The organism is Bradyrhizobium sp. 157, from assembly GCF_023073815.1.
Classification (GTDB): domain Bacteria; phylum Pseudomonadota; class Alphaproteobacteria; order Rhizobiales; family Xanthobacteraceae; genus Bradyrhizobium.
In genome coordinates, this window is record NZ_JADPKF010000077.1 from 224,891 (window position 1) to 246,230 (window position 21,340).

Annotated in this window: 15 protein-coding genes; 9 read left to right on the forward strand and 6 right to left on the reverse strand. The window is 63.3% G+C overall.

The features are described 5' to 3' along the window. Positions 1 to 9: 9 nt before the first annotated feature. The 3 genes from IVA95_RS20605 to IVA95_RS20615 all read left to right on the forward strand — a co-directional run bounded on the left by IVA95_RS20605 (position 10) and on the right by IVA95_RS20615 (position 3,019). Positions 10 to 2,292: a TonB-dependent receptor gene (locus IVA95_RS20605; RefSeq protein WP_247512119.1), complete on the forward strand. Its 2,283-nt coding sequence runs from the start codon at positions 10 to 12 to the stop codon at positions 2,290 to 2,292. 193 nt (positions 2,293 to 2,485) lie between these two features. Next, positions 2,486 to 2,725: a hypothetical protein gene (locus tag IVA95_RS20610; RefSeq protein WP_247512120.1), complete on the forward strand. Its 240-nt coding sequence runs from the start codon at positions 2,486 to 2,488 to the stop codon at positions 2,723 to 2,725. 6 nt (positions 2,726 to 2,731) lie between these two features. After that, complete coding sequence (locus IVA95_RS20615; protein ID WP_247512121.1) at positions 2,732 to 3,019, forward strand: hypothetical protein; 288 nt, start codon at positions 2,732 to 2,734, stop codon at positions 3,017 to 3,019. Positions 3,020 to 3,049: 30 nt separating this feature from the next. Here the strand turns inward: IVA95_RS20615 and IVA95_RS20620 are convergent, their stop codons facing one another. Both IVA95_RS20620 and IVA95_RS20625 read right to left on the reverse strand, forming a co-directional pair. Next, positions 3,050 to 3,292, reverse strand: a complete 243-nt coding sequence (locus IVA95_RS20620) for a hypothetical protein (protein ID WP_057841290.1) — start codon at positions 3,290 to 3,292, stop codon at positions 3,050 to 3,052. Positions 3,293 to 3,642: 350 nt separating this feature from the next. Further along, entirely contained in the window at positions 3,643 to 4,926 is a 1,284-nt protein-coding gene (locus IVA95_RS20625; protein WP_247512122.1) for a hypothetical protein, read from the reverse strand. Between the two features lie 177 nt (positions 4,927 to 5,103). Between IVA95_RS20625 and IVA95_RS20630 the strand changes: the two genes are divergently transcribed. After that, positions 5,104 to 6,318, forward strand: coding sequence for an MFS transporter (locus IVA95_RS20630; protein WP_247512123.1), 1,215 nt, complete (start codon positions 5,104 to 5,106; stop codon positions 6,316 to 6,318). 100 nt (positions 6,319 to 6,418) lie between these two features. After that, the gene (locus IVA95_RS20635) at positions 6,419 to 8,161 is read left to right on the forward strand and encodes an amidohydrolase family protein (protein ID WP_247512124.1); all 1,743 of its coding nucleotides are present in this window, start codon (positions 6,419 to 6,421) and stop codon (positions 8,159 to 8,161) included. A gap of 138 nt (positions 8,162 to 8,299) precedes the next feature. On the opposite strand, the gene IVA95_RS20640 is transcribed toward IVA95_RS20635, so the two are convergent. Continuing rightward, on the reverse strand, positions 8,300 to 9,586 hold the full coding sequence (locus IVA95_RS20640) for an MFS transporter (protein ID WP_247512125.1): 1,287 nt from the start codon (positions 9,584 to 9,586) through the stop codon (positions 8,300 to 8,302). A 255-nt stretch (positions 9,587 to 9,841) separates the two neighbouring features. Here IVA95_RS20640 and IVA95_RS20645 point away from each other — a divergent pair, with 255 nt between their 5' ends. The 4 genes from IVA95_RS20645 to IVA95_RS20660 are packed head-to-tail and all read left to right on the forward strand — an operon-like array spanning position 9,842 to position 14,484. Then, the gene (locus tag IVA95_RS20645; protein ID WP_247512126.1) at positions 9,842 to 10,528 is read left to right on the forward strand and encodes an ABC transporter ATP-binding protein; all 687 of its coding nucleotides are present in this window, start codon (positions 9,842 to 9,844) and stop codon (positions 10,526 to 10,528) included. Then, positions 10,525 to 12,987, forward strand: coding sequence for an ABC transporter permease (locus tag IVA95_RS20650; RefSeq protein ID WP_247512127.1), 2,463 nt, complete (start codon positions 10,525 to 10,527; stop codon positions 12,985 to 12,987). The genes IVA95_RS20645 and IVA95_RS20650 overlap by 4 nt, the downstream gene beginning before the upstream one ends. Further along, on the forward strand, positions 12,977 to 14,062 hold the full coding sequence (locus tag IVA95_RS20655) for a lipocalin-like domain-containing protein (RefSeq protein ID WP_247512128.1): 1,086 nt from the start codon (positions 12,977 to 12,979) through the stop codon (positions 14,060 to 14,062). Before IVA95_RS20650 ends, IVA95_RS20655 begins: the two co-directional genes overlap by 11 nt. 29 nt (positions 14,063 to 14,091) lie before the next feature. Further along, a complete protein-coding gene (locus IVA95_RS20660; RefSeq protein WP_247512129.1) occupies positions 14,092 to 14,484 on the forward strand; it encodes an MAPEG family protein in 393 nt (130 codons plus the stop codon). 142 nt (positions 14,485 to 14,626) lie between these two features. On the opposite strand, the gene IVA95_RS20665 is transcribed toward IVA95_RS20660, so the two are convergent. The 3 genes from IVA95_RS20665 to IVA95_RS20675 form a co-directional block, all read right to left on the reverse strand. Continuing rightward, positions 14,627 to 15,820 (reverse strand): ABC transporter substrate-binding protein, encoded by a 1,194-nt coding sequence (locus tag IVA95_RS20665; RefSeq protein ID WP_247512130.1) that lies wholly within the window; start codon positions 15,818 to 15,820, stop codon positions 14,627 to 14,629. Between the two features lie 230 nt (positions 15,821 to 16,050). Then, the gene (locus IVA95_RS20670) at positions 16,051 to 19,203 is read right to left on the reverse strand and encodes a multidrug efflux RND transporter permease subunit (RefSeq protein ID WP_247512131.1); all 3,153 of its coding nucleotides are present in this window, start codon (positions 19,201 to 19,203) and stop codon (positions 16,051 to 16,053) included. Beyond that, positions 19,200 to 20,414 carry an efflux RND transporter periplasmic adaptor subunit gene (locus tag IVA95_RS20675; RefSeq protein WP_247512146.1) on the reverse strand — a complete coding sequence of 405 codons (1,215 nt, stop codon included), beginning with the start codon at positions 20,412 to 20,414 and terminating at the stop codon, positions 19,200 to 19,202. Before IVA95_RS20675 ends, IVA95_RS20670 begins: the two co-directional genes overlap by 4 nt. Positions 20,415 to 21,340 lie beyond the last annotated feature (926 nt).

Here is a 21,340-nt window from a genome sequence, read left to right on the forward strand (position 1 = left end):
GGTTAAACCATGTCTTCCACCACCACAGTCGCGAAGCGGCAGCGCCGCTTCTGGCTTGCCTCCAGTTTCCTGGTGCCCATCATTTCCCTTGGCATATCCGGCGCGCAGGCGCAGCAGAGGCCATCGGAGCAGTTGCCGCCGATCGAGGTAACCTCGCCCACCGATCCGAACCGGACTCGCGCAAAACCGACCTACAATGAAACGTCGACCTCGCGCCGCGTCGTGCCGGCGGCGGTGCCGTCGACCGGCGGAAGACCCGCAGCAGGGATCGGCTCGAACACCGCATCCCAGAGCGTCTCGCAAGGCGCGGACGGCAGCGGCGGCCGCCAGTTTTCAGGAATCGTCGGCTCGGCGTCGACCATTATTACCGCCGAAGAGATCGCGCACTCACCGGCTCAAACGCTGCAGGAAATCATCGCGCAAACGCCCGGCGTGCAGCTGACCAGCCTGTTTGGTGGCGTCAACGGCGCCAAGACCAGCGTCGACCTGCGCGGATTCGGCGCTTTCGCGACCTCAAATACGCTGGTGCTCATCAATGGCCGAAGGCTCAACGACATCGACATGGCCGGTGTCGATTTTTCGACCATTCCGCGCGACTCGATCGAGCGCATTGAAATCACCCGCGGCAACAGCGGCGCAGTGCTGTATGGCGACAACGCGGTCGGCGGCGTCATCAATATCGTCCTGAAGAACGGCGTCGGCGGTCCACCTGTTGCCATGCGCGCAGAGGCCGGTATCGGCTCCTTCAACCAGCGCATGGCCTCGGTTTCGACGGCGCTGAATTCGGGACCATGGTCGACCTCATTCTACGGCAACGCAATCAAGTCCGACGGCTATCGCGAAAACAACGCGCTCGACCAGCGCAACGGGATCGGCAATCTCAATTACACCACTCCCGATCTCAAGGCCTTCCTGACGGTGACCGGCGACGACCAAAAGCTCGGACTCCCCGGTGGCCGCATCGTCGATCCCTCGATTGGCGTCAACGAACTGGTCACGAACCGCCGCGGCGCCGCCACCCCATTCGATTATGGCAATCAGCAGGGCGCCAGCGCTACTGCCGGTTTTACAAGAACCCTGTGGAACGGAGCCGAACTCATTGTTGATGGCGGCGTCAGAGACAAGAAAACGCAAAGCGGATTCTTCGGAGCGATACCGTTTGCGTCGCCATTTCCGAGTTTCTCCTCCACCTATAACGACGCATCATTGCAGACTTGGTCGATCACGCCACGATTGAGCATCAAGAACTCGATCCTCGGGGTGCCCTCACAGATCCTGACCGGTATCGATTATTACGATGCGACGTTCCGCCAGGACCGCGGGGCGTTCAAGGGTCTTGCGCCGACCCACATCTACGATCTGTCGCAGCAGATGCTGGCCGGCTACTGGCAGCACACGGTAGGCCTGTTGCCGACGACCGACTTCTCCTATGGCGCCAGGATTCAAAACACCAGCCTGAGCGCCCGGGATCGGTTCGACGCCAACGCACCCGGTTGCGCCATGTTCTTTAATTGCGGCGATCAAGCCTCCCCGCTGGACAGCAACGAGACGCAATACGCCTTGCACGTGGGCCTTGAGCACCGACTCAACAACACATTCTCGGTGTTTGGCCGCGCCGCGCGCGCGTTCCGTACTCCGACCGTCGATGAACGCGTCTCCAGCGGCCCTTTCTTCGTTCCGGGCACCTTTCAGTTGAAAACCCAGACCTCGCACGACGTCGAAGGGGGTTTTCGCGTCAACGCCGGCGCATTCCAGATGCAATCGAGCATCTACAACATGGACCTCGAGAACGAGATCCATTTCATCCCGGCGCTGTTCTACAACGTGAACCTCGGTCCAACCCGCCGCTACGGCTCCGAGACCAGCGCGTCGCTGCGTGTCAGTGACAGCCTGTCGCTGCGGGCGGGCGCGGCCTACACGCGTGCTGTCTTCCGCGAAGGGCCGTTCGCCGGCAACGACGTGCCACTGGTTTCCCGCTACACAGCCATGGGCGGCGTGACCTGGAATATCTGGCAGAACTACCTGGTGTTCGATGCCACACTCCGCGCCTGGAGCGAGCGCTTCATGGACAATGACCAGGCGAACACCCAGCGCCGCATCCCGGCCGACGCCACTGTCGATCTGAAATTGAGCGGCGCCTACGATCGCTTCTTCTGGTCGGTGGGCGTGAACAACCTGTTCAACGCGCTCTATTACGACTACGCCATCGCGAGCTCGTTCACGCCGGGCCGCTTCGCGGCCTATCCACTGCCCGGCCGCACCTTCATGGTGAAGGCCGGCGCGACGTTCTGACCGACATTAGCCGGTTCGGCTTGCTGCCGGACCGGCCCCGACGTGCCGTGTTCCCCGCCAACCTTCATATCAAGGCAGATTCTGTCAGAAACTGCGCCGTTTTCGACCGAAAATAACGTCCTCTGCACGCCGATCCGTGGTAAATGGGCCACAGACCGCTCGACGATATCAGTCGTGATTTCAGAGGTATGACATGAATGATGAGCCGAAGAGCGCCGCCGAGCTGAAAGAAATGAGGCTCAACCGCAAGCGCGCCCAGGAAGTCGACGGCATCAAGGCGATGGCCGAGATCGCGGCTGCCGATATCGCGATCCGCAAGCGAACCGAGAAGCTGCGCGCGCTGCGTCTGGCAAAGGAAGCGGCCGACCGTGCAAATCCGCCGGAAGCGAAGGTCAAAGGCAAGACCAAGGCCAGGATTGCGAAAAGAGGCTGACCTGAAATGACGAAAGCGGATCGCGATCGCGCCCAGGCGCGCTTCGACAAGGCGGCCAAGGCAGTTCAGGACGCAAAGTCCGGCAAGGCCGAACGCGACGCAGCGGCGAAAGCCGTGCTCGACAATATGGCGAAGCTGAAGGCATTGCGGCTCGCGCGCGAAGCAGCCGAGCCGAAAAGTGTGCCCGCCGCGAAGGCCGCAAAGGCGCGCAGCAGCACAAAGCGGCCCGACGAGAAGCCGGTGGCCCTGTCCGAGTGGCTGGCGGGCCAGCAGAACGGCGGACGGCGAACCTGAGATCGGCCGATCGAGCTCAAAGATCCGGCGTTACGCCGGCCCCGGCCAGTCGATCATCGATCGCGTCTTGTTCTCGGCATCGTAAACCTGCACCTGAAGCATCTGGAAGCGGTTCTTCAACGCCATGCCCGCTTCCTCAGCCGCCTCCACCGTATCGTGATGCGACTTGAAGTGGCCATCCACGACCAGCGAATAACCGGCGGTCGGTGCCTTGTCGGCGCGGAGGATCTTGCGCTGCTGCGGTTCATCGAGCGCAATGCGGGGCTTCTTCATACTGGCTCCATGTGAGGCCCTTCGGGCTGAAAGCCGCAAAAAGGGCGGGAAAAATCGTTTGACCGGCGCTAGGATGCCGTCCGGACGCGATTAGATTGAGGTCATGCCGTTACCCTGAGTCGGCATGCAGCGCAAACGCCGATTGATCCGGCGAAGGCGTCACTTTGGTGAAATCATATGGGCGGAAAAGGCAGGAAGAGCAGCGAGCCTCCGAAACCAGGCGAGGACAAACCGAAGAAGCCGCGGCGCACGCCGGTTGAGGAGGAGGACCACGAGGACGGCGACATCGCCACGCCGAAGCGGGACCGTCATGACCCTGATGATGAACCGTTGTAGCTGTATAAAAATTCTCATCGCCCGGTCGAGCCGGGCGATGACGAGCTGTGTTGGTAGAAGCCTTCGCTTTCAATCACCCGAATACTCGCTGCATCGAGCAGATGCGCGCCAAAGCCGCCGCGCGCTAGTTTGATCGCCAGCTTCGGCGAAGCCAGCAGCAAGGCTGTGGTCATCGCCAGCGGCACGGCGCTGATCCAGTCCGATTGCACCGGTGTGAGTTCTTCGTTGCTGCCGGCATAGGGCCCGCGCGCCGCAGCGAGATGCAAACATTCCCTGAGAATGTCGCGCCGCGTTCCGCCGCGCGCCCCACATCCGAGCAACGCCTGCATCGCCAGGTGCGTGAGCACGCCCTCGCGGCTTTCGGGCACCGGAGCCGGCGTCTCGCCCAGCGAGATCAGAAGCAAAAGTCCGACGAGATCGACGCCGGAGCGATAGGCATTCATCGGCTCGACCAGCCGCGGATTGCAATCGATCAGCAATGGCGCGGTATCGACCTCCGGCATGATGTAATCGACCGACAGCGCGCCGTGCCAATCGAGCGCCCGGCCGATCTGTTCGACATAAGCGCGAACGACCGGCCGGTTCACGCTCTGCTTGATCGCCTCGCCGCCGCCAACGCCCGCCGCGATCTGCCGATAGGCATGAAAGCCGAGCATCCGGCTACGGCAAAACACCGATTGCGCCTTCTCGGTGATGCCTGCGACGAGGTCTTGCACCAGCACCTCACCGGCCAATGCGTCGCCGCCGCCGAGATCGTGCAGCGCGCGCATCAGATCGTCCGCGCCGTGCACGAACCAGATGCCGCGGCTTGCGGTGCCGACAGAAGTCTTCACGACGGTCGGAAAGCGAATCGCATCGCGCACCCCTTGCGCGGATTGCACGATGTGCGTCGGCGGCTGCGGCAATCCCAACCGATCGAGCAGCCGGCTGAAGCCGGTCTTGCTATGCGCCTCGCGATAGCTCTCGAAGTCCGGCAGCGCGATCCCGGCGCGGCCTTCGATGCGCTGCGCGACCCGTGCAAACAAAAATCCCTGCTCATGCGTCGGCAGCAGCACGTCGAACTTCCCGTCGGCCAGTCGCCGCTCGACGAACGCCAGATAACCGGCGGGATCGTCCCGCAGTCCAGGGCAGCGGTGAAATTTGCGGACGAAGCGCGAGAACCGCGATAGGCACCAGGGCGAGGGATCGCAGACCTCGACGTGGTGGCCCGAAAGACCGAGAATCGTAATTGCCTCGCGGGCCGAGGTCGAGGAACCTTCGGAGACCAGTACCCGGAGTGGTTTTGCGGGATCAGGCATGCCGGATCATTGCCGCGTAGACCCGCCTTTGTCTCCCGATTTAATGCGGCATTCGCGCGCCTCGCCCTGCCCTGTGCCGGGGCAGCCATGCAGCGGCATTCATGGACAAATAACGGCCTGCCTATATTTTCAGCCCGCCCAGCCGGGCCGTAAGTTACACAGGATTTTTGAGCTGACATGGTCGACATTCTGGCCGCACCGCAACAAGCCAAAGCGGACACTTCGCTGCGCACGCTCGCGGCGATTTCGGTCGCCCATTGGGTCAGCCATTTCCATCTCTTCGTGCTGCCTATGCTGTTTCCGTTCCTGAAGGAGCAGTTGGGCGTCGGCTATATCGAGCTCGGCTTTGCGCTCACCGTGTTCGGCGTCGTCTCTGGCCTGACGCAGGCCCCGATCGGCTATCTCGCCGACCACATTGGCGCGCGAAAAGTACTGCTTATCGGCCTCACCGTCGGCGGCCTCGCGCTGATCATGCTCGGCCTGCACCTGAGCTACGTCTCGCTGATCATCTCGGCCGCGCTGCTCGGCCTCGCCAACAGCGTATATCATCCCTGCGACTATGCGATCCTGTCGACGCATATGGATGAAGCGCGGATGGGCCGGGCGTTTTCGGTCCATACCTTTGCGGGTTTCCTTGGCGGCGCGGTGGCGCCCGCGATCATGGCGGCACTGGTGGCAACCGTCGGCGGGCTCGGCGCGCTGATCGTGGCCGGCTCGGTCGGCCCTGCGGCGGCGCTGCTATTGATCGCGGTCAGAATTCCCGATGCCAGTTCAGCCGATCGCAAGACAGATGACTCTGCAGCGCCGCAGCAGAGCATCGTCACGCCTGCAATCATCGTGCTGACGATCTTCTTCATGTTGCTCGGCCTGTCCAGTGCCGGCATCAGCAACTTCGGCGTGGTTGCGCTGATGAGCGGCTATGGCGTGACATTCTCGGCCGCGAATATCGCGCTGACCGCCTATCTCGGCGCCAGCGCGGCCGGCGTGCTGGCCGGCGGCTATCTCGCCGACCGCACCAAGCGCCACGGCAATGTGGCCGCCGCCTGCTTTGCGATCAACGCCGTCATCATAACAATCATTGCGACGATCAATCTGCCGTCGGTGGTGCTGATCGTCGCGATGGGGCTGGCCGGATTTCTCGGTGGCGCCATCGCGCCCTCGCGCGACATGCTGGTTCGCAACGCAGCCCCCGCGGGCGCCGCGGGCCGCGCCTTCGGCATCGTTTCCACCGGTTTCAATTTCAGCGGCATCTTGAGCCCGCTGTTGTTCGGCTGGATCATGGACCAGAGCCTGCCGCGTTGGGTGTTTGGTGCCTCCGTCGTCTTCATGGTGCTGACGGTCCTGCTTGCGCTGGTGACCGACCGCAAGCCGGCGGAACTCGCCCGGACATAACTGCATCGGCGATGCATTCCTGAGCGTCATCCTAGGCGGTTGACAGCGTCTGATGACGTCGGATGATGCCCTCAACAAAAACAGATGCGGGATGGAAGCCATGACCTCGACCCCCGACCTCGTGATCCGCGGCGGCACCATTGCCGATGGCAAGGGTAGCGACTTGTTCGAAGCCGACGTGGCGATTGCAGGCGGCCGCATCATTGAAGTCGGCAAGGTTGCCGCGAAGGGGAAGGAAGAAATCGACGCCAGGGGCAGACTGGTTACGCCGGGCTTCGTCGACGTCCATACCCATTATGACGGCCAGGTCACCTGGAGCCAGGACATCACGCCCTCCTCGCAGAACGGCGTCACGACAGCGATCATGGGAAATTGCGGCGTCGGCTTTGCGCCGTGCCGGCCGGCCGACCATGTCCGGCTGATTCAATTGATGGAAGGCGTGGAGGATATCCCTGAGCCGGTGCTGAGCGCCGGCATCCCCTGGGCGTGGGAGAGCTTTCCGGATTACATGGAGTGGCTGTCGAAAAGAAGCTTCGACATGGACATCGGCGCGCAATTGCCGCACGCGGCTTTGCGCGTCTATGTGATGGGCGAGCGCGGCGCGCGCCGCGATCCCTCGACCTCAGAGGACAACAAGGCAATGGCAGCCTTGGCTGCTGATGCCGTGCGCGCCGGCGCGCTCGGCTTCTCGACTTCGCGCACGCTCAACCACCGCACCTCGACCGGCGATTTTACGCCGACGCTGAAGGCCGGCGAGGACGAACTGACCGCGATCACGGCGGCGATGCATGCGCAGGGCCGCAGTGTGCTGCAATTCGTGCTCGATCTCTCCACCATCGACGAAGACCTGCCGATGATGCTGCGGGTCGCCGAGAACACCAAAATCCCGGTGTCGTTCTCGATCACGCAGAATGATAAGGCGCCGCAGCGCTGGCGGCAGACGCTCGACACCATCAGAGAGGCTTCCGCGCGCGGCCTCTCGATCACCGCGCAGATCGCTGCGCGCCCGGTCGGACTGATGCTTGGGCTGGAGTTGTCGCGCAATCCGTTCCAGACTCATCCGAGCTATCAGGCTATCGCGCACTTGCCGCTCGCCGAGCGGCTCGCCCGCCTGCGCCAGCCCGAAGTGCGCAAGGCGATCCTGAGCGAGCACGCCACCGCGACCGACGATCCGCTGTTCTTCCGGCCGAACTACGACAAGATGTACCTGCTTGGAAATCCGCCGGGTTACGAGCAGCCGCCGGAAAATACGCTGGGCGCACAGGCTCGCCGCCTGGGCAAGCAGCCGGAAGAACTCGCCTATGACGCGATGCTGACGGATGACGGCCGCGGCATGCTCTATGTGCCGTTCCTCAATTACGCCGACGGCAATCTCGATGCTACCAGAGAGATGCTGCGTGATCCCAATGCCGTGCCGGGGCTATCAGACGGCGGCGCGCATTGCGGCATCATCTGCGATGCCAGCTTCCCGACCTATCTCCTGACGCACTGGACACGCGACCGCAGCCGGGGCGAAAAACTGTCGATCCCGTTCGTGGTCGCCGCGCAGGCGCGCAAGACCGCGCTCTCGGTTGGCCTCTACGACCGCGGCTTGATCGCGCCCGGCTTCAAGGCCGACGTCAATGTGATCGATTACGATCGCCTGCATCTGCATCCGCCAAAAGTGCATTACGACCTGCCGGTCGGCGGCCGCCGCCTGATGCAGCAGGTCGACGGCTACGATGCCACCATCGTCTCCGGCGTGGTGACGCAGCGCGCCGGCAAATCCACCGGCGCCCGCCCGGGCAAGCTGGTCCGCGGCACGCAGGGAAGCAAGCCGCAGTTCAACGCGGCGGCGAGTTAGGCCCGGTGCGAAAGTAGCCCGGGTGGAACGAAGTGTAACCCGGGAATCTCACAACCCGACAAGTCGGTCCCGGATTGCGCGGAGCCTGTCATCGGGCGCGCATTCGCGCGACCCGTTGGCTTCATCCGGGCTACGAGCTCACGCGAATTTCGGCTGCACCGCCGCCTGGGCCATCAGTCTTGCACGTTCGCTGTTCGGCCACAGCAGCAACAGCCCAAGCAGACCCGACGCCGCCATGATCACGGCGTTGATGGTGAAGCCGGTCATGTAGCCGTCGAGCGGCACCGCCGCATTCTGGATCACCGCGCCCATCACGAACGGAGCGATCATTCCAGCCAGCGTGTAGATCGCGCCATAGATCGCGAGCACGGCGCCGCGCTGCTGCACCGGCGTGAATTCGCCGAGCATCGGCGGGCAGACCACGTAGATCGAGCCGCAGAGCCCGGAGCCGACGACGAGGAACGCGATCTGCCATCCAGCGCCGTTGACATATGGCAGCACCGCGAGGATCAGCCCGCCGACGATCAGCGGCACCGAACCGAGCACGCCGCGCGCGCCGCGTGTCGTATAGCCGCGCGTCAGCATCACCTGCGAAACCCAGCCCGTCAGCAGCACGATCGTCGCGCCGAACACCCAGGGCAGTACCGAGATCCAGCCTGCATCCGTCTGCGAGAAGCCCAACCCCTTGACGATGAACGGCGTGAACCAGGTCAATCCGAGCGACAGCGCCCAATAGGCGCCGAAGGTGGCGGCGACGCAGCCGATGAATGTGCGCGAGGTCAGAAGCTGGAGATAGGGAACGCGCGGATCGGTTGCAGCCGTTGTAACGGTCTGAACCAGCGGCCCTTCCTTGCCCATGACCAGCCACGCTGCAACCCACATCAGGCCGATGATGCCGAGCGCACCGAACGCGTAGTGCCAGCTATGATTGACGATGATCCAGTTCAGCGCGGGCACCGCGAGGATCACCCCGAACGCCGAGCCCTGCGAAAGGATCGCGGTGGGTAACGTCCGCTTTTCGTCGGGAAACCATTTGTAGACCGCGTGCGCCGCTACCGCGAACGCGGGCCCCTCCCCTGCACCAAGGATGATGCGGCAGATCACGAGCGTCGTGAAACCGACGGTGCCGACCATCGGAAACTGCGCCACCGACCAGATCACCGCCATCGCGAGCAGCACCCAGCGGGTGTCGATGCGGTTGACGATGAAGCCGACGACGATGGCCGAGATCGAAAACAGAAAAAAGAACGAGGAGCCGAGAAAACCGAACTGTTCCGGCGAGAGCTTCAGCTCATCCATGATCGGCGCGCCGGCGAGTCCGACGACGATCTTGTCGGCAAAGTTCACCAGCATGAACAGAAACAGCAGGAAGGTGATCGTCCAGGCGCCCTTGGGCGTCCCCTTGGGCGTCGCTTGCGCGGTCATGGCTGTTTTCCCCGTATCTTTGCTGATTCTGTAGGATTGGCGGTTCCGATGCTACAAGGGGGCCTACGGGCAAGGCAACCGGATTTCCGCAAATGCCCGCCGTGCAACTGCCGGCTGGTGCGACGGGCGCACGTCACAACCGGATCACGATCGCGGCGCGACGCGATTGAGGCCGTGATCGGGGACGCGTGCCCTGATATGTTGCATGCCATCACATCGGGGGATTTTCATGGTCAGATCGGTCCATCATCGCGCATGACCAAAGGCATTCCCAGTGCGACCGGCCCCGTGCTGCACGTGACCGGCCTGACCAAGAGCTACCGCACCGCCGGCGAAGAGGTCGCGGTGCTGCGCGGCGTGAACCTGACGGTCGCTGCCGGCGAGAGCGTGGCACTTACCGGCGAATCCGGCAGCGGCAAGAGCACGCTTCTGCACCTGATCGCCGGGCTCGATGCGGCCGACGGCGGCGAGATCAGGCTGGCGGATGCCTCAGTCGCCGAGCTCAGCGATGCCGACCGGGCGGAATTGCGCCGCGACCGGCTCGGCCTGGTGTTTCAGCAATACAACCTGGTCCCGAGCCTCACCGTGGAAGACAACCTCGTTTTCCAGTCCCGCATCGCCGGCCGTCACGATGCGGCCTGGCACCACGAACTGGTAGAGCGGCTCGGGCTCGGCCGCTTGCTGAAGCGCTATCCCGAGCAATTGTCCGGCGGTCAGCAACAGCGCGTCGCAATCGGCCGGGCATTGGCCGTCAAGCCGCTATTGCTGCTCGCAGACGAGCCAACCGGCAATCTCGACGAGGATACGGCGGACGAAGTGCTGGCGCTGGCGCGCGACCTGGTGACGCGCAGCGGCTGCGGCTTTCTGTTGGTAACGCACAGCGTGCGGCTCGCCGCCACGCTTGACCGTCAGGTCAACCTTCACGCCGGGGTGATCGCGTGAAACGCGCACTGTGGACGCTGGCCGTGCTGCTGAGCCATTGGCGGCGGCACCCGATGCAGTTGGCGACCCTGCTGATCGGGTTGATCTCGGCGACCGCGCTGTGGAGCGGCGTGCAGGCGCTCAACCAGCAGGCGCGCACCTCCTACGATCGCGCCGCCGCTACGTTTGGCGGCACGCGCACCGCCATGCTGGTCGCCCGCAACGGCGTAAGCTTCCCGCAAGAACTTTTTGTCGAGTTGCGCCGCGCCGGCTGGCCGGTCTCGCCGGTGGTGGAAGGCCGCATTCAGATCGAGGGACGGTCGTTCCGGCTGCTCGGCATCGAACCGGTCACGTTGCCCGCCGAAGTCGGCAACGCGCCGACGATCGGCAAAGCCAGCTTGCAATCCTTCATGACGCCGCCGGGCGAGATGCTGGTGGCGCCGGAAACGCTTTCCGACCTCAAGCTCGCGGAGGGCGCGCGCCCACAGGGCGATGGCGGCGCATCGCTGCCGCCGCTTCGCGTGCAGCCAAACCTGGCGCCCGGCGTGCTGGTCGTCGACATCGGCATTGCGCAGAACCTCCTGAAGAAGCCGGACCAGCTTTCGCGGCTGCTGATCGGCAAAGCGACAGGGCGGCACCCGCCGCTCGAAAGCGTTGCCGGCGACAAGCTTCGGCTGGTCGAGGCGGATGCGGAGACCGACCTCGAACGCCTCACCGACAGTTTTCACCTGAACCTGACCGCATTCGGGTTGCTGTCGTTCTTCGTCGGCCTGTTCATCGTCAATTCGGCGATCGGGCTCGCCTTCGAGCAGCGGCTGCCGACCTTACGCACCTTGCGCGCCTGCGGCGTCTCGGCGCGGATGCTGAACGCCGTGCTGGTGCTTGAACTGGTGTCGCTGGCACTGGCCGCGGGGCTGATCGGACTCGTGTGCGGTTACTTCATTGCCGGTGCGCTGCTGCCTGACGTCGCCGCATCGCTGCGCGGGCTCTATGGCGCACAGATTCCGGGACATCTCACGCTCAAGCCGCAATGGTGGATCGCGGGCATCGCCATCAGCATTCTGGGCGCGCTCGCGGCGGCCGCTGCCAGTCTCACCAAAGCGCTGCGGCTGCCGCTGCTCGCCACCGCCCAGCCCTTCGCCTGGCAACAGGCGCAGCGGCGCTGGCTGGCTTACCAGAGCGCGCTGGCGCTCGTGGCATTCGCAGTGGCTGGCGGCTTTTTGTGGTTTGGCGATTCCCTGATTTCGGGCTTTGCCGTGCTCGCTGCATTGATGCTCGGCGCAGCGCTGATCCTGCCGATGTTTCTGGAAATCGTGCTGTCGCTTGGCCAACGCTATGCACGAGCCCCGCTCGGAATCTGGTTCTGGGCCGACAGCCGCCAGCAATTGTCGGGATTGTCGCTCGCGTTGATGGCGCTGTTGCTGGCGTTGGCGGTGAATGTCGGCGTCTCCACCATGGTCGAGAGTTTTTCCCGCACGTTTCTGGTCTGGCTGGACGGGCGGCTGGCGGCAGAAGTTTATGTAAACGCCGCCAACGACGCGCAGGCACACGAGATCAAGGCGTGGCTGCGCGAACGCCCCGAGGTCGAGGCGATCCTGCCCGGCGGCCGCGCCGATACGCAATTGGCGGGCGCGCCGCTCGAGGTGCTGGGCCTGTCCGATCACGCCACCTATCGCGACAACTGGCCGCTATTGCAATCGACTGAGGATGCCTGGGTCAAGCTTCGCCCCGGCGATGCGGCCCTCGTCAGCGAACAACTGGCGCGACGGCTGCACCTCTCCCTCGGCGACCGCATCGAAGTGCCCGCGTCAGGCGGAAATTGGGCGCTCAACGTGGTCGGCATCTATGCCGATTACGGCAACCCCAAGAGCCAGATCGCGGTGAACTTCGCCGCGCTGACGCGTCGCTTTCCGGAAATCCCGCTGACGCGCATGGGACTGCGGGTCGCCCCGCCAAAGATACCGGCGTTGATCTCGGCCCTGCAGGAAAAGTTCGGCCTCGACAATCGCAATGTCGCCGACCAGGCGACGATGAAGGCGGAATCAACGCGGATATTCAAGCGCACTTTCTCGGTCACGGCGGCGCTGAACGCCTTCACGCTCGGCGTCGCCGGCGTGGCGCTGTTGACGAGCCTCTTGACGCTTGCCAATTCCCGCCTGCCGCACCTGGCGCCGCTATGGGCGATCGGCGTCACGCGGCGGCGGCTCGCGGCGATCGAGCTGTTGAAGACGACCTCGGTGGCGTTGATCACCACCATCTTTGCGCTTCCGCTGGGTTTGCTGGTCGCGTGGTGCCTGCTCGCGATCGTCAACGTCAAGGCGTTCGGTTGGCGGTTGCCGTTTCATGTCTTTCCGATGCAATTGCTCTGGCTCACCGGCGTCGCGATGGCGGCCGCGGTTGCGGCTTCCGCGCTCCCCGTCATCAGGCTGGCGCGCATGCAGCCCGCCAGCCTGATCAGGATCTTTGCCAATGAACGGTAGCGGTCTCATTACCCGCCGCGGTTTCATTGGCGGCACACTCTTCGCCGGATTCGGCGGCGAGGCACTCGCGCAGGGCTTTGCCGGACTTGGCGAAAGCGCGGATGGATTTGCACCGGTCGTGCCGGGCAGGACATTTGCTTTTCCCGCCGACCACGGACCGCACCCGGAATTCCGCATCGAGTGGTGGTATGTGACGGCCAATCTCACTGACGTACGCGGAGCGGCCTACGGCGCCCAATGGACGCTGTTTCGCCAGGCGATCACGCCAGGCGGGCCGCAGCAGGGCTGGGCCAACCAGCAGATCTGGATGGGCCATGCCGCCGTCACGCGCGAAGATACCCATCGCTTCAGCCAGACGTTCGCGCGCGGCGGCGTCGGCCAGGCTGGCGTCGAGGCCAACCCGTTTCACGCCTGGATCGATGCCTGGGAGATGCGCGCCCTCGATTCCGTGAATGACGACAATATCGCACCGCTGGAACTGAAAGCATCGGGCGCCGACTTCAGCTATACGCTGCGCCTGGATGCGGATCGGCCGCTGGTGCTACAGGGCGATGGCGGCTACAGCCGCAAATCGCTGCGCGAACAGGCCTCCTATTACTACAGCCAGCCGCATTATGCAGCGACGGGCATCCTCACCATTGACGACAGGCCCATCGACGTCACCGGCATGGCCTGGCTCGATCGCGAGTGGAGCAGCCAGCCGCTGGCCGCGGATCAAAGCGGATGGGACTGGCTCTCGCTGCATTTCAACGCCGGCGCCAAATTGATGCTGTACCGGATGCGGCAGACCGATGGCCAGCACTATGGCTCGGGCAAATGGATCGCGCCCAACGGCACGGCCGAGCAACTCGCCTCCGCGGATATCGCTATGACGCCGCTCGCGTTCACCGAGATCGAGAGACGAAAAATTCCGACCACATGGCGCATTGAGGTTCCGAGCAAGGCGCTCAGAATCGAGTGCACGCCGCTCAATCCCCGAAGCTGGATGGGTACGAGCTTCCCCTATTGGGAAGGCCCGATTCGCTTCGCAGGCAGCCACACGGGCGTGGGCTATCTGGAAATGACAGGCTATTAAGCCCACGTACGAAGCAGGGAGTTTCAGCGATGTATCATCTCACCGCGCTCGTCAGCTTGCTGGCGATCCTGGTCTACTTCTACTCGTCCGTCCTGGTGTCGCGGGCGCGCGGCAAATTCGGCGTCAAGCTGCCGGCGATTTCGGGCAATCCCGATTTCGAGCGCGTGTTTCGCGCGCAGATGAACACGCTGGAATGGCTGCCGATCTTTCTGCCGTCGCTATGGCTGTTCGCAATTTATATCAGTGACGGCGTCGCCGCTGCGCTCGGCCTGGTCTGGGTCGTCGGTCGCATTCTCTATATATTCGGCTACGCCAAATCGGTCCCACAACGCGGCCCCGGCTTTGCGACTCAGGCGCTGGCGACGATCGCGCTGTGGGTCGGCGCATTCGGTGCCATCGTGTGGCGGCTGGTGCAGGGGTGATCGGCGGCCGTCATTGCGAGGAGCGAAGCGACGAAGCAATCCATGTTTCCACTTGTGGCGCGATGGATTTGCTTCGCGGAGCCTGTCATCGGGCGCGCATTCGCGCGACCCGTTGGCTCGCAATGACGAACACGGAGAGATCCTACTTCACCAGCGGACAGCCGGAATCCTTCGCCGCCGGGAATGCCTTGTCGCCTGGCACCACGGCGAGCTGCTTATAATAATCCCACGGCTTCTTCGACTCCGACGGCTTCTTGACCTCGAACAGATAGAGGTCGTGGACCATGCGACCGTTTTCCAGCACCCTGCCGCCCTGCGCGAAGTCATCGTCGACCGGAAGCTCCTTCAGCTTTTTCGCCACTGCCTCGGTATCCTTGGTGCCCGCGGCCTTGACTGCCTTGAGGTATTGCAGCGTCGCTGAATAGGTGCCGGCCTGAATCATGTTCGGCATTCGGCCGGTGCGCTTGAAGAAGCGTTCGGCGAGGTTGCGGCTCCTGGCGTCGCGGTCCCAATAGTAACCTTCGGTCAGCACCAGGCCCTGGGCGGCCTGGAGGCCAAGGCCGTGAACTTCGGCGAGCGTCAGCAACAGGCCGGCGAGCTTTTGGCCGCTCCTGACGATGCCGAATTCCGCCGCCTGCTTGATCGAGTTGGTGGTGTCGAGGCCGGCATTGGCGAGGCCGATGATCTTGGCTTTCGAACTCTGCGCCTGCAGCAGGAAGGAAGAGAAGTCCGACGAGTTCAGGGGAACGCGGACTGCGCCGAGCACCTTGCCGCCCTTCGCCCTGACGAAATCGCCGGTGTCTTTTTCCAACGCATGGCCGAAGGCGTAGTCGGCGGTCATGAAGAACCAGGTATCGCCGCCGGATTCCACCAACGCACCACCGGTGCCGTAGGCGAGCGCATGCGTATCGTATGCCCAATGGAATCCATACGGCTGGCAGGAATCGCCGGTGAGGCGCGAAGTCGCAGCGCCCACGACGATGTCGATCTTCTTCTTCTCCCTAGAAAGCTCGTGAATCGCGAGCGCGACGGAGGACGTCGTCAGCTCCGTGATCATATCGACGCCTTCGACCTCGTACCAGCGCCGCCCGATCGCGACACCGAGATCCGGCTTGTTCTGGTGATCGGCGGAAATGACCTCGATCTTGTGGCCGAGCACTTCGCCACCGAAATCCTCGACCGCCATCTTGGCCGCTTCGAACGACCACTTGCCGCCATAATCGGCGTAGACCCCGGACTGGTCGTTCAAAATGCCGATCTTGACGCCCTGCGCCGATGCCGGCGCGGCGAGCAAAAGACCAACTGCCGCAACGGCGGCCAACAATCCCGATTTCATATTTTTCTCCCGGAATCTTTTGTCAGAGAAACTTCGCGAACTTATTCAATAACCCCGCAAGTGCCCATCCATTTCGGGTCAGCAAAAAGTATTGGGGAACCTTGATGTGCAATTGCACATCAGAGAATCCATTTCGCGACGGATGATGCGGCCCGACGCATTCCCCGGCCTGCGTCTATCGGCGCATCTGCGATGCGCGATTGCGCATCGCAGAATGACGATGACGACACTCACGCCCTAGCCGGCTTCTTACCCTTGCCTTCGGCGAGGTTGCGCACGATGACGTAGAAGATCGGCGTGAACACCAGGCCGAACAGCGTGACGCCGATCATGCCGAAGAACACGGCGACACCCACCGCCTGCCGCATCTCCGAGCCCGAGCCCGACGAGATCACCAGCGGCAGCACGCCGAGGATGAAGGCGAATGACGTCATCAGGATCGGCCGCAACCGCAGCCGGCAGGCTTCGATCACCGCCTCCAGCCGCGCCTTTCCTTCGAGTTCGATATCGCGCGCGAACTCGATGATGAGAATGGCGTTCTTGGCAGCCAGCCCCACCAGCACCACGAAACCGATCTGGGTGAGGATGTTGACGTCCTGCCCCATGATCCGCACACCGATAGTGGCGGCGAGGAGGCACATCGGCACGATCAGGATGACCGCGAATGGCAGGCTCCACGAGCCATATTGCGCGGCCAGCACCAGATACACGAACAGCACGCATATCGGGAACACGAGGAGGCCGGCTTGGCCGCCGGTGACCTGCTGATAGGACAGATCGGTCCATTCGAAGGAGAAGCCGCTCGGCAGCGTCTCCTCGGCCAGCCTCTTCATGGTGTCGATCGCGGTCGCCGAACTGGTCCCCGGCAGGGTATCGCCCTGCAGCTCGGACGCAGGATAGAGATTGTAGCGCGCGACGCGGTCGGGGCCGGAGATGTCGCTGAAACTCACAACACTGCCGAGCATCACCATGTCGCCGGCGGCGTTGCGGGTGCGCAGGCGTGCGAGATCGGACGTCTCTTTCCGGAACGGCAGATCGGCCTGTGCGGTGACGCGGTAGGTGCGGCCGAACAGATTGAAGTCGTTGACATAGGACGAGCCGAAATAGGTCTGGATCGTATCGTTGATGTTCGCAATCGGCACGCCGAGCTTCTGTGCCTTGACGCGGTCGATGTCGACGAACAGTTGCGGCGTGTTGGCAGCAAAGGTGGAGAACACCTGGGTCAGTCCGGGCGCCTGGCGCGCGGCGCCTATCAATTCGTCGGTCGCCGCTGCCAGCATTTCGGAGCCGCGGCCCTGACGGTCCTGGATGCGCATGGTGAAGCCGCCGCCGGTGCCTATGCCGGGCACCGCGGGCGGCGGAATCACGATGATGAACGCACCCTTGATATTCGCCAGCCGCTTGCGCAATTCGTTCGCAATCGAAGTGGACGAAAGTCCCTTCTTCGCCCTGGCCTCCGGTTCGTCAAACACTGGAAACAGTGCCGCGGCGTTGCTTGCCTGCGTCCGGGTCGCGCCCGAGAAGCCGGCGAAGGCGGGCGCGCGAACGACACCCGGCGTATCAAGCGCAATCTTTTCGATCTCCCTGACTACCTCGGTGGTGCGCGCCAGCGAGGCGGCGCCCGGCAACTGCACGGAGACAATGACGTAACCGCGATCCTGCGCCGGGATGAAACCTTGCGGCGTCGTCATCAACAGCCATCCGGCGCCGCCGATCAGCGCCACGTACACCAGCAACATCACCACCGAATGCCGGATCACGAAATCGGCCGCGCTGGCATAACCATGTGCCAGCCGGTCGAAGCCGCGATTAAACACGCGGGCAAAAGCGCCCCAGCCGCGGGCGATAAAATTCCATCTCGCCGGCGGCCTTTTGTCCTCGTGCGGCTGCAGGATCAGCGAGGCCAGCGCTGGCGACAGCGTCAGCGAACAGAAGCAGGAAATCGCGGTCGCCACCGCAATGGTGACGGCAAACTGCTGAAAGAACTGCCCGGAGATGCCGCCGAGGAACGCAGTCGGGACGAACACCGCGCACAGCACCAGCGCAATCGACACCAGCGCGCTGCCGACCTCTTGCATGGTGCGAAGCGCGGCGTCACGCCGGTTCATGCCGTGCTCGAGATGGCGCTCGACGTTTTCGACCACCACAATCGCATCGTCGACCACGATGCCGACCGCAAGCACGAGGCCGAACAGAGTGAGATTGTTGATCGAAAATCCCAATGCTGCCATCACCGCAAAGGTGCCGACCAGCGACACCGGGATCGCGATGATCGGAATGATAGCGGGCCGCCAGCCCTGCAAGAACACCAGCACCACGATCACGACCAGCGCCATCGCCTCGTAGATCGTCTTGATCAGCTCGCTGACGGACTGTGCGATGAATTCGGTCGGGTTGTAGCCGATGTTGTAGTCGAGCCCTTTCGGGAAGCTCGCCTTCAAGCGCTCCATGGTGTCCGAAATGCTCTTGGCGGTCGCAAGCGCATTGGAGCCGGGCCGCTGCGTCACCAGCATGGCGACCGCGGATTTGCGCAGCAGAAAACTGTTGGTCGAATAGGCCAAAGCACCGAGTTCGATCCGCGCGACGTCGCGCAGCTTCACCGTGCGCCCGTCGGCGCCGGCCTTGACCACGATCTCCTCGAATTGTTTCGGGTCCTTCAGACGGCCGGTAAAGGTGAGATTTGGCGAAAAGGCGCGGTCGGCGATCGGCGGCTCCGCGATCTGGCCACCCGCGATCTGCACGTTTTGCGAACGGATCGCCGCCACCACCTCGCCCGCGGTCAGGCCGAGCGTAGATATCTTGTCGGGGTCGAGCCACAGCCGCATCGAATAGTCGCGCGCGCCGAAAATCTGGATGTCGCCGACGCCGTCGAGCCGCAGCAACTGGTCGCGGACCTGCAGCAGCGCGTAGTTACTGATATAGAGCTGGTCGAACGTGTCGTCCGGCGACAGCATGAACACGACCATCAATATGTCGGGGCTGTTCTTGCGCGTGATGACGCCGTTGCGCTGCACCTCTTCGGGCAGCCGCGGCTGCGCGATCGCGACGCGGTTCTGCACCAGCACCTGGGCCTTGTCGAGATCGGTACCGAGCTTGAAGGTGACCGTGATCGTCAACTGTCCGTTCGAGGTGGCCTGGCTGTAGAGATACAGCATGTCCTCGACGCCGTTGATCTCCTGCTCGATCGGAGCGGCGACGGTGTCAGACACGGTTTGCGCGGAGGCGCCGGGATATTGCGTGGTGACCGTCACCGTCGGCGGCACCACTTGCGGATATTCGGAGACCGGCAGCGTGGTATAGGCGATCGCGCCGACGATCAGGAGCACGATCGACAGCACCATCGCCAGGATGGGCTGGTTGATGGAGAGACGGCCGAGATTCATGTCTTGGCACCGGCCGGCTTGATGTCGCCCGGCTGCGGGCTGACTTTCGCGCCGACGCGGGCCCGCTGCAGCCCGTCGATGACGACGCGGTCTTCCGGCTTCAGGCCCTCGCGGATCACGCGCAGGCCTTCATCGAGCGGTCCGAGCGTCACCGGCTTCGCCTCGACCGTATTGTCGTCCTTGACGACGAAAACGATCTTCCGCGACTGATCGGTCGCGACAGCCGTGTCCGGCAGCAGCAGCGCCTCATAAGGCGCACTGCCGATGATCCGGACGCGGCCGAACTGTCCAGGCAGGATCGAGAGATCCTTGTTCGGGATCACGGCGCGGCTGCGCAGCGTACCCGTCGAGACGTCCAGGCGGTTGTCGAGGAAATCCATCTTGCCCTCATGCGAGGGCTTGGTCTCGCCGGTCAGCGTCACCTGGACCGGGTTCGGCGTGTCGCGCGAGCTCGGCCGCTTGCCTTCGAACCAGAGCCGGCTGTTTCGTAAGTACGTCGCCTCGTCGACATCGAAATAGATGTAGATCGGGTCGAGCGAGACGATCGAGGTGAGCAGCGTGGCGCCGCCCTCGGAGCCCTGCACGAGATTGCCAGGCGTCACGAGATGGCGGCTGACGCGGCCGGTGATCGGCGCCATCACATGGGTGAATTCGATGTTGAGCTTGGCGGCCTTGAGCGCGCCTTCAGCCTGCATTTCCGCGGCGCGCGCCGCCTGCAGGGTCTGGCGGCGCTGGTCGACGATCGAATCGGACACGGCCTGGGTCTGATTTAATGTCAGCGCGCGGTCGAGTTCGCGCCTGGCGAGTTCTGCCCTCGCGCGTGCGTCCGACAACTGGCCATCGGCCTGCTCGGCGACTGCTTCGAACGGACGGGCGTCAATCACGTAAAGCAGGTCGCCCGCGCGCACGATCGCGCCATCGCGGAATTCGACGCTCTTCACGAAGCCGCCGACGCGGGCGCGAACCTGGACCTCCTGGACGGCCTCGAACCGACCGGTGAATTCGTCCCAATCGGTGACGGTACGTTTCACCGGCTGCGCGACCGTGACCGTCGGTGGCGCCGCCGCAGCCGGTTGTTGCGGCGGCTTGTCGCCGCAAGCGGACAGCGCAAGCGCGAGCAATGGGGGCAACCATTTGAGACCGGGAAGTGAATAACCATCACGGCTTGCCCCAGCCGGACGTCTCAATGGATCAGTCGTGCTCAATCCCATCTCCCCATGCATTCTCAACATCCTGATCGATGGAAAAGCTTGCCGTGGAACTTAGTGGCGGAGGCCAAAGATGTGATCGGTTCCCAGTCTCGTCAAGAACCGGCCGGGATCAAGCACAATCGTTATGCATCGGCGTCGTCAACGCGCTTCGCAATGCGGATGTTATGCTTTCCGCACTGCGATGAGAGCGGAACCCGTGCAGCACACGGTCAGCTAATCGCCGCCTGATGACGAAAACGTGACATCGCACAGCGGCGTCTCGCGGAGAATGACCGCAGCAAATGCGACAAATCCATTTGCGGGCAAATCACTTCTGATTTTCCGAAATCGTATCAAGCCCAGCAATCAAAAAGAATCAAAAATATTTCGCTTAACGCGAGAGGCAAATCAGCCGCATGTGCGTGTTCTTTTGCGCACTTTGCACACGAGACCGTGGGTGCTGCGCGCACCCGGTCTTCCGTGCGCCCTCTGAATGAAAGGGCGGGAATTTAAGAGCAAACCTCGGGCGCAAAGCGCCGCGAGAAGGCCGCCTCATACTCAATTGTCATCGTCCGCGAAGGCGGACGATCCAGTATTCCAGAGACGCCAGTGATTGCACCGAGAAGCCGCGGCGTACTGGATCCCCGCCTTCGCGGGGATGACAGTGGTGGGTCTCAACGTCATTGCGAGCGCAGCGAAGCAATCCATCGTCGACTCGTGCGCGAAGATCGATTGCTTCGCGGAGCCCGTCATCGGGCTTACCGAAGGCGATACCGGTGGCGGGGCATGACAGCTTGTGCGCGCACCGTCGCCGCTGCACAGGCCGTCGAGACTCTTTCGCTCGCAATTGTCGATGTTCACTAATTCGCTGATTGGATCGCGGTGGTCTTGGTAGCGGCGAAGGCCTTGGGAGTTTGCCCTGCCAAGGCCTGATGGGGTCTGTGGTT

Bases quoted from the DNA above. Each gene is read 5' to 3' on its own strand.
- IVA95_RS20625 (WP_247512122.1), bottom strand. From the start codon at position 4,926: ATGCCTGATCCCGCAAAACCACTCCGGGTACTGGTCTCCGAAGGTTCC.
- IVA95_RS20630 (WP_247512123.1), top strand. From the start codon at position 5,104: ATGGTCGACATTCTGGCCGCACCGCAACAAGCCAAAGCGGACACTTCG.
- IVA95_RS20645 (WP_247512126.1), top strand. From the start codon at position 9,842: ATGACCAAAGGCATTCCCAGTGCGACCGGCCCCGTGCTGCACGTGACC.
- IVA95_RS20615 (WP_247512121.1), top strand. From the start codon at position 2,732: ATGACGAAAGCGGATCGCGATCGCGCCCAGGCGCGCTTCGACAAGGCG.
- IVA95_RS20660 (WP_247512129.1), top strand. From the start codon at position 14,092: ATGTATCATCTCACCGCGCTCGTCAGCTTGCTGGCGATCCTGGTCTAC.
- IVA95_RS20655 (WP_247512128.1), top strand. From the start codon at position 12,977: ATGAACGGTAGCGGTCTCATTACCCGCCGCGGTTTCATTGGCGGCACA.
- IVA95_RS20640 (WP_247512125.1), bottom strand. From the start codon at position 9,586: ATGACCGCGCAAGCGACGCCCAAGGGGACGCCCAAGGGCGCCTGGACG.
- IVA95_RS20610 (WP_247512120.1), top strand. From the start codon at position 2,486: ATGAATGATGAGCCGAAGAGCGCCGCCGAGCTGAAAGAAATGAGGCTC.
- IVA95_RS20620 (WP_057841290.1), bottom strand. From the start codon at position 3,292: ATGAAGAAGCCCCGCATTGCGCTCGATGAACCGCAGCAGCGCAAGATC.
- IVA95_RS20635 (WP_247512124.1), top strand. From the start codon at position 6,419: ATGACCTCGACCCCCGACCTCGTGATCCGCGGCGGCACCATTGCCGAT.
- IVA95_RS20665 (WP_247512130.1), bottom strand. From the start codon at position 15,820: ATGAAATCGGGATTGTTGGCCGCCGTTGCGGCAGTTGGTCTTTTGCTC.
- IVA95_RS20605 (WP_247512119.1), top strand. From the start codon at position 10: ATGTCTTCCACCACCACAGTCGCGAAGCGGCAGCGCCGCTTCTGGCTT.
- IVA95_RS20670 (WP_247512131.1), bottom strand. From the start codon at position 19,203: ATGAATCTCGGCCGTCTCTCCATCAACCAGCCCATCCTGGCGATGGTG.
- IVA95_RS20675 (WP_247512146.1), bottom strand. From the start codon at position 20,414: ATGGGATTGAGCACGACTGATCCATTGAGACGTCCGGCTGGGGCAAGC.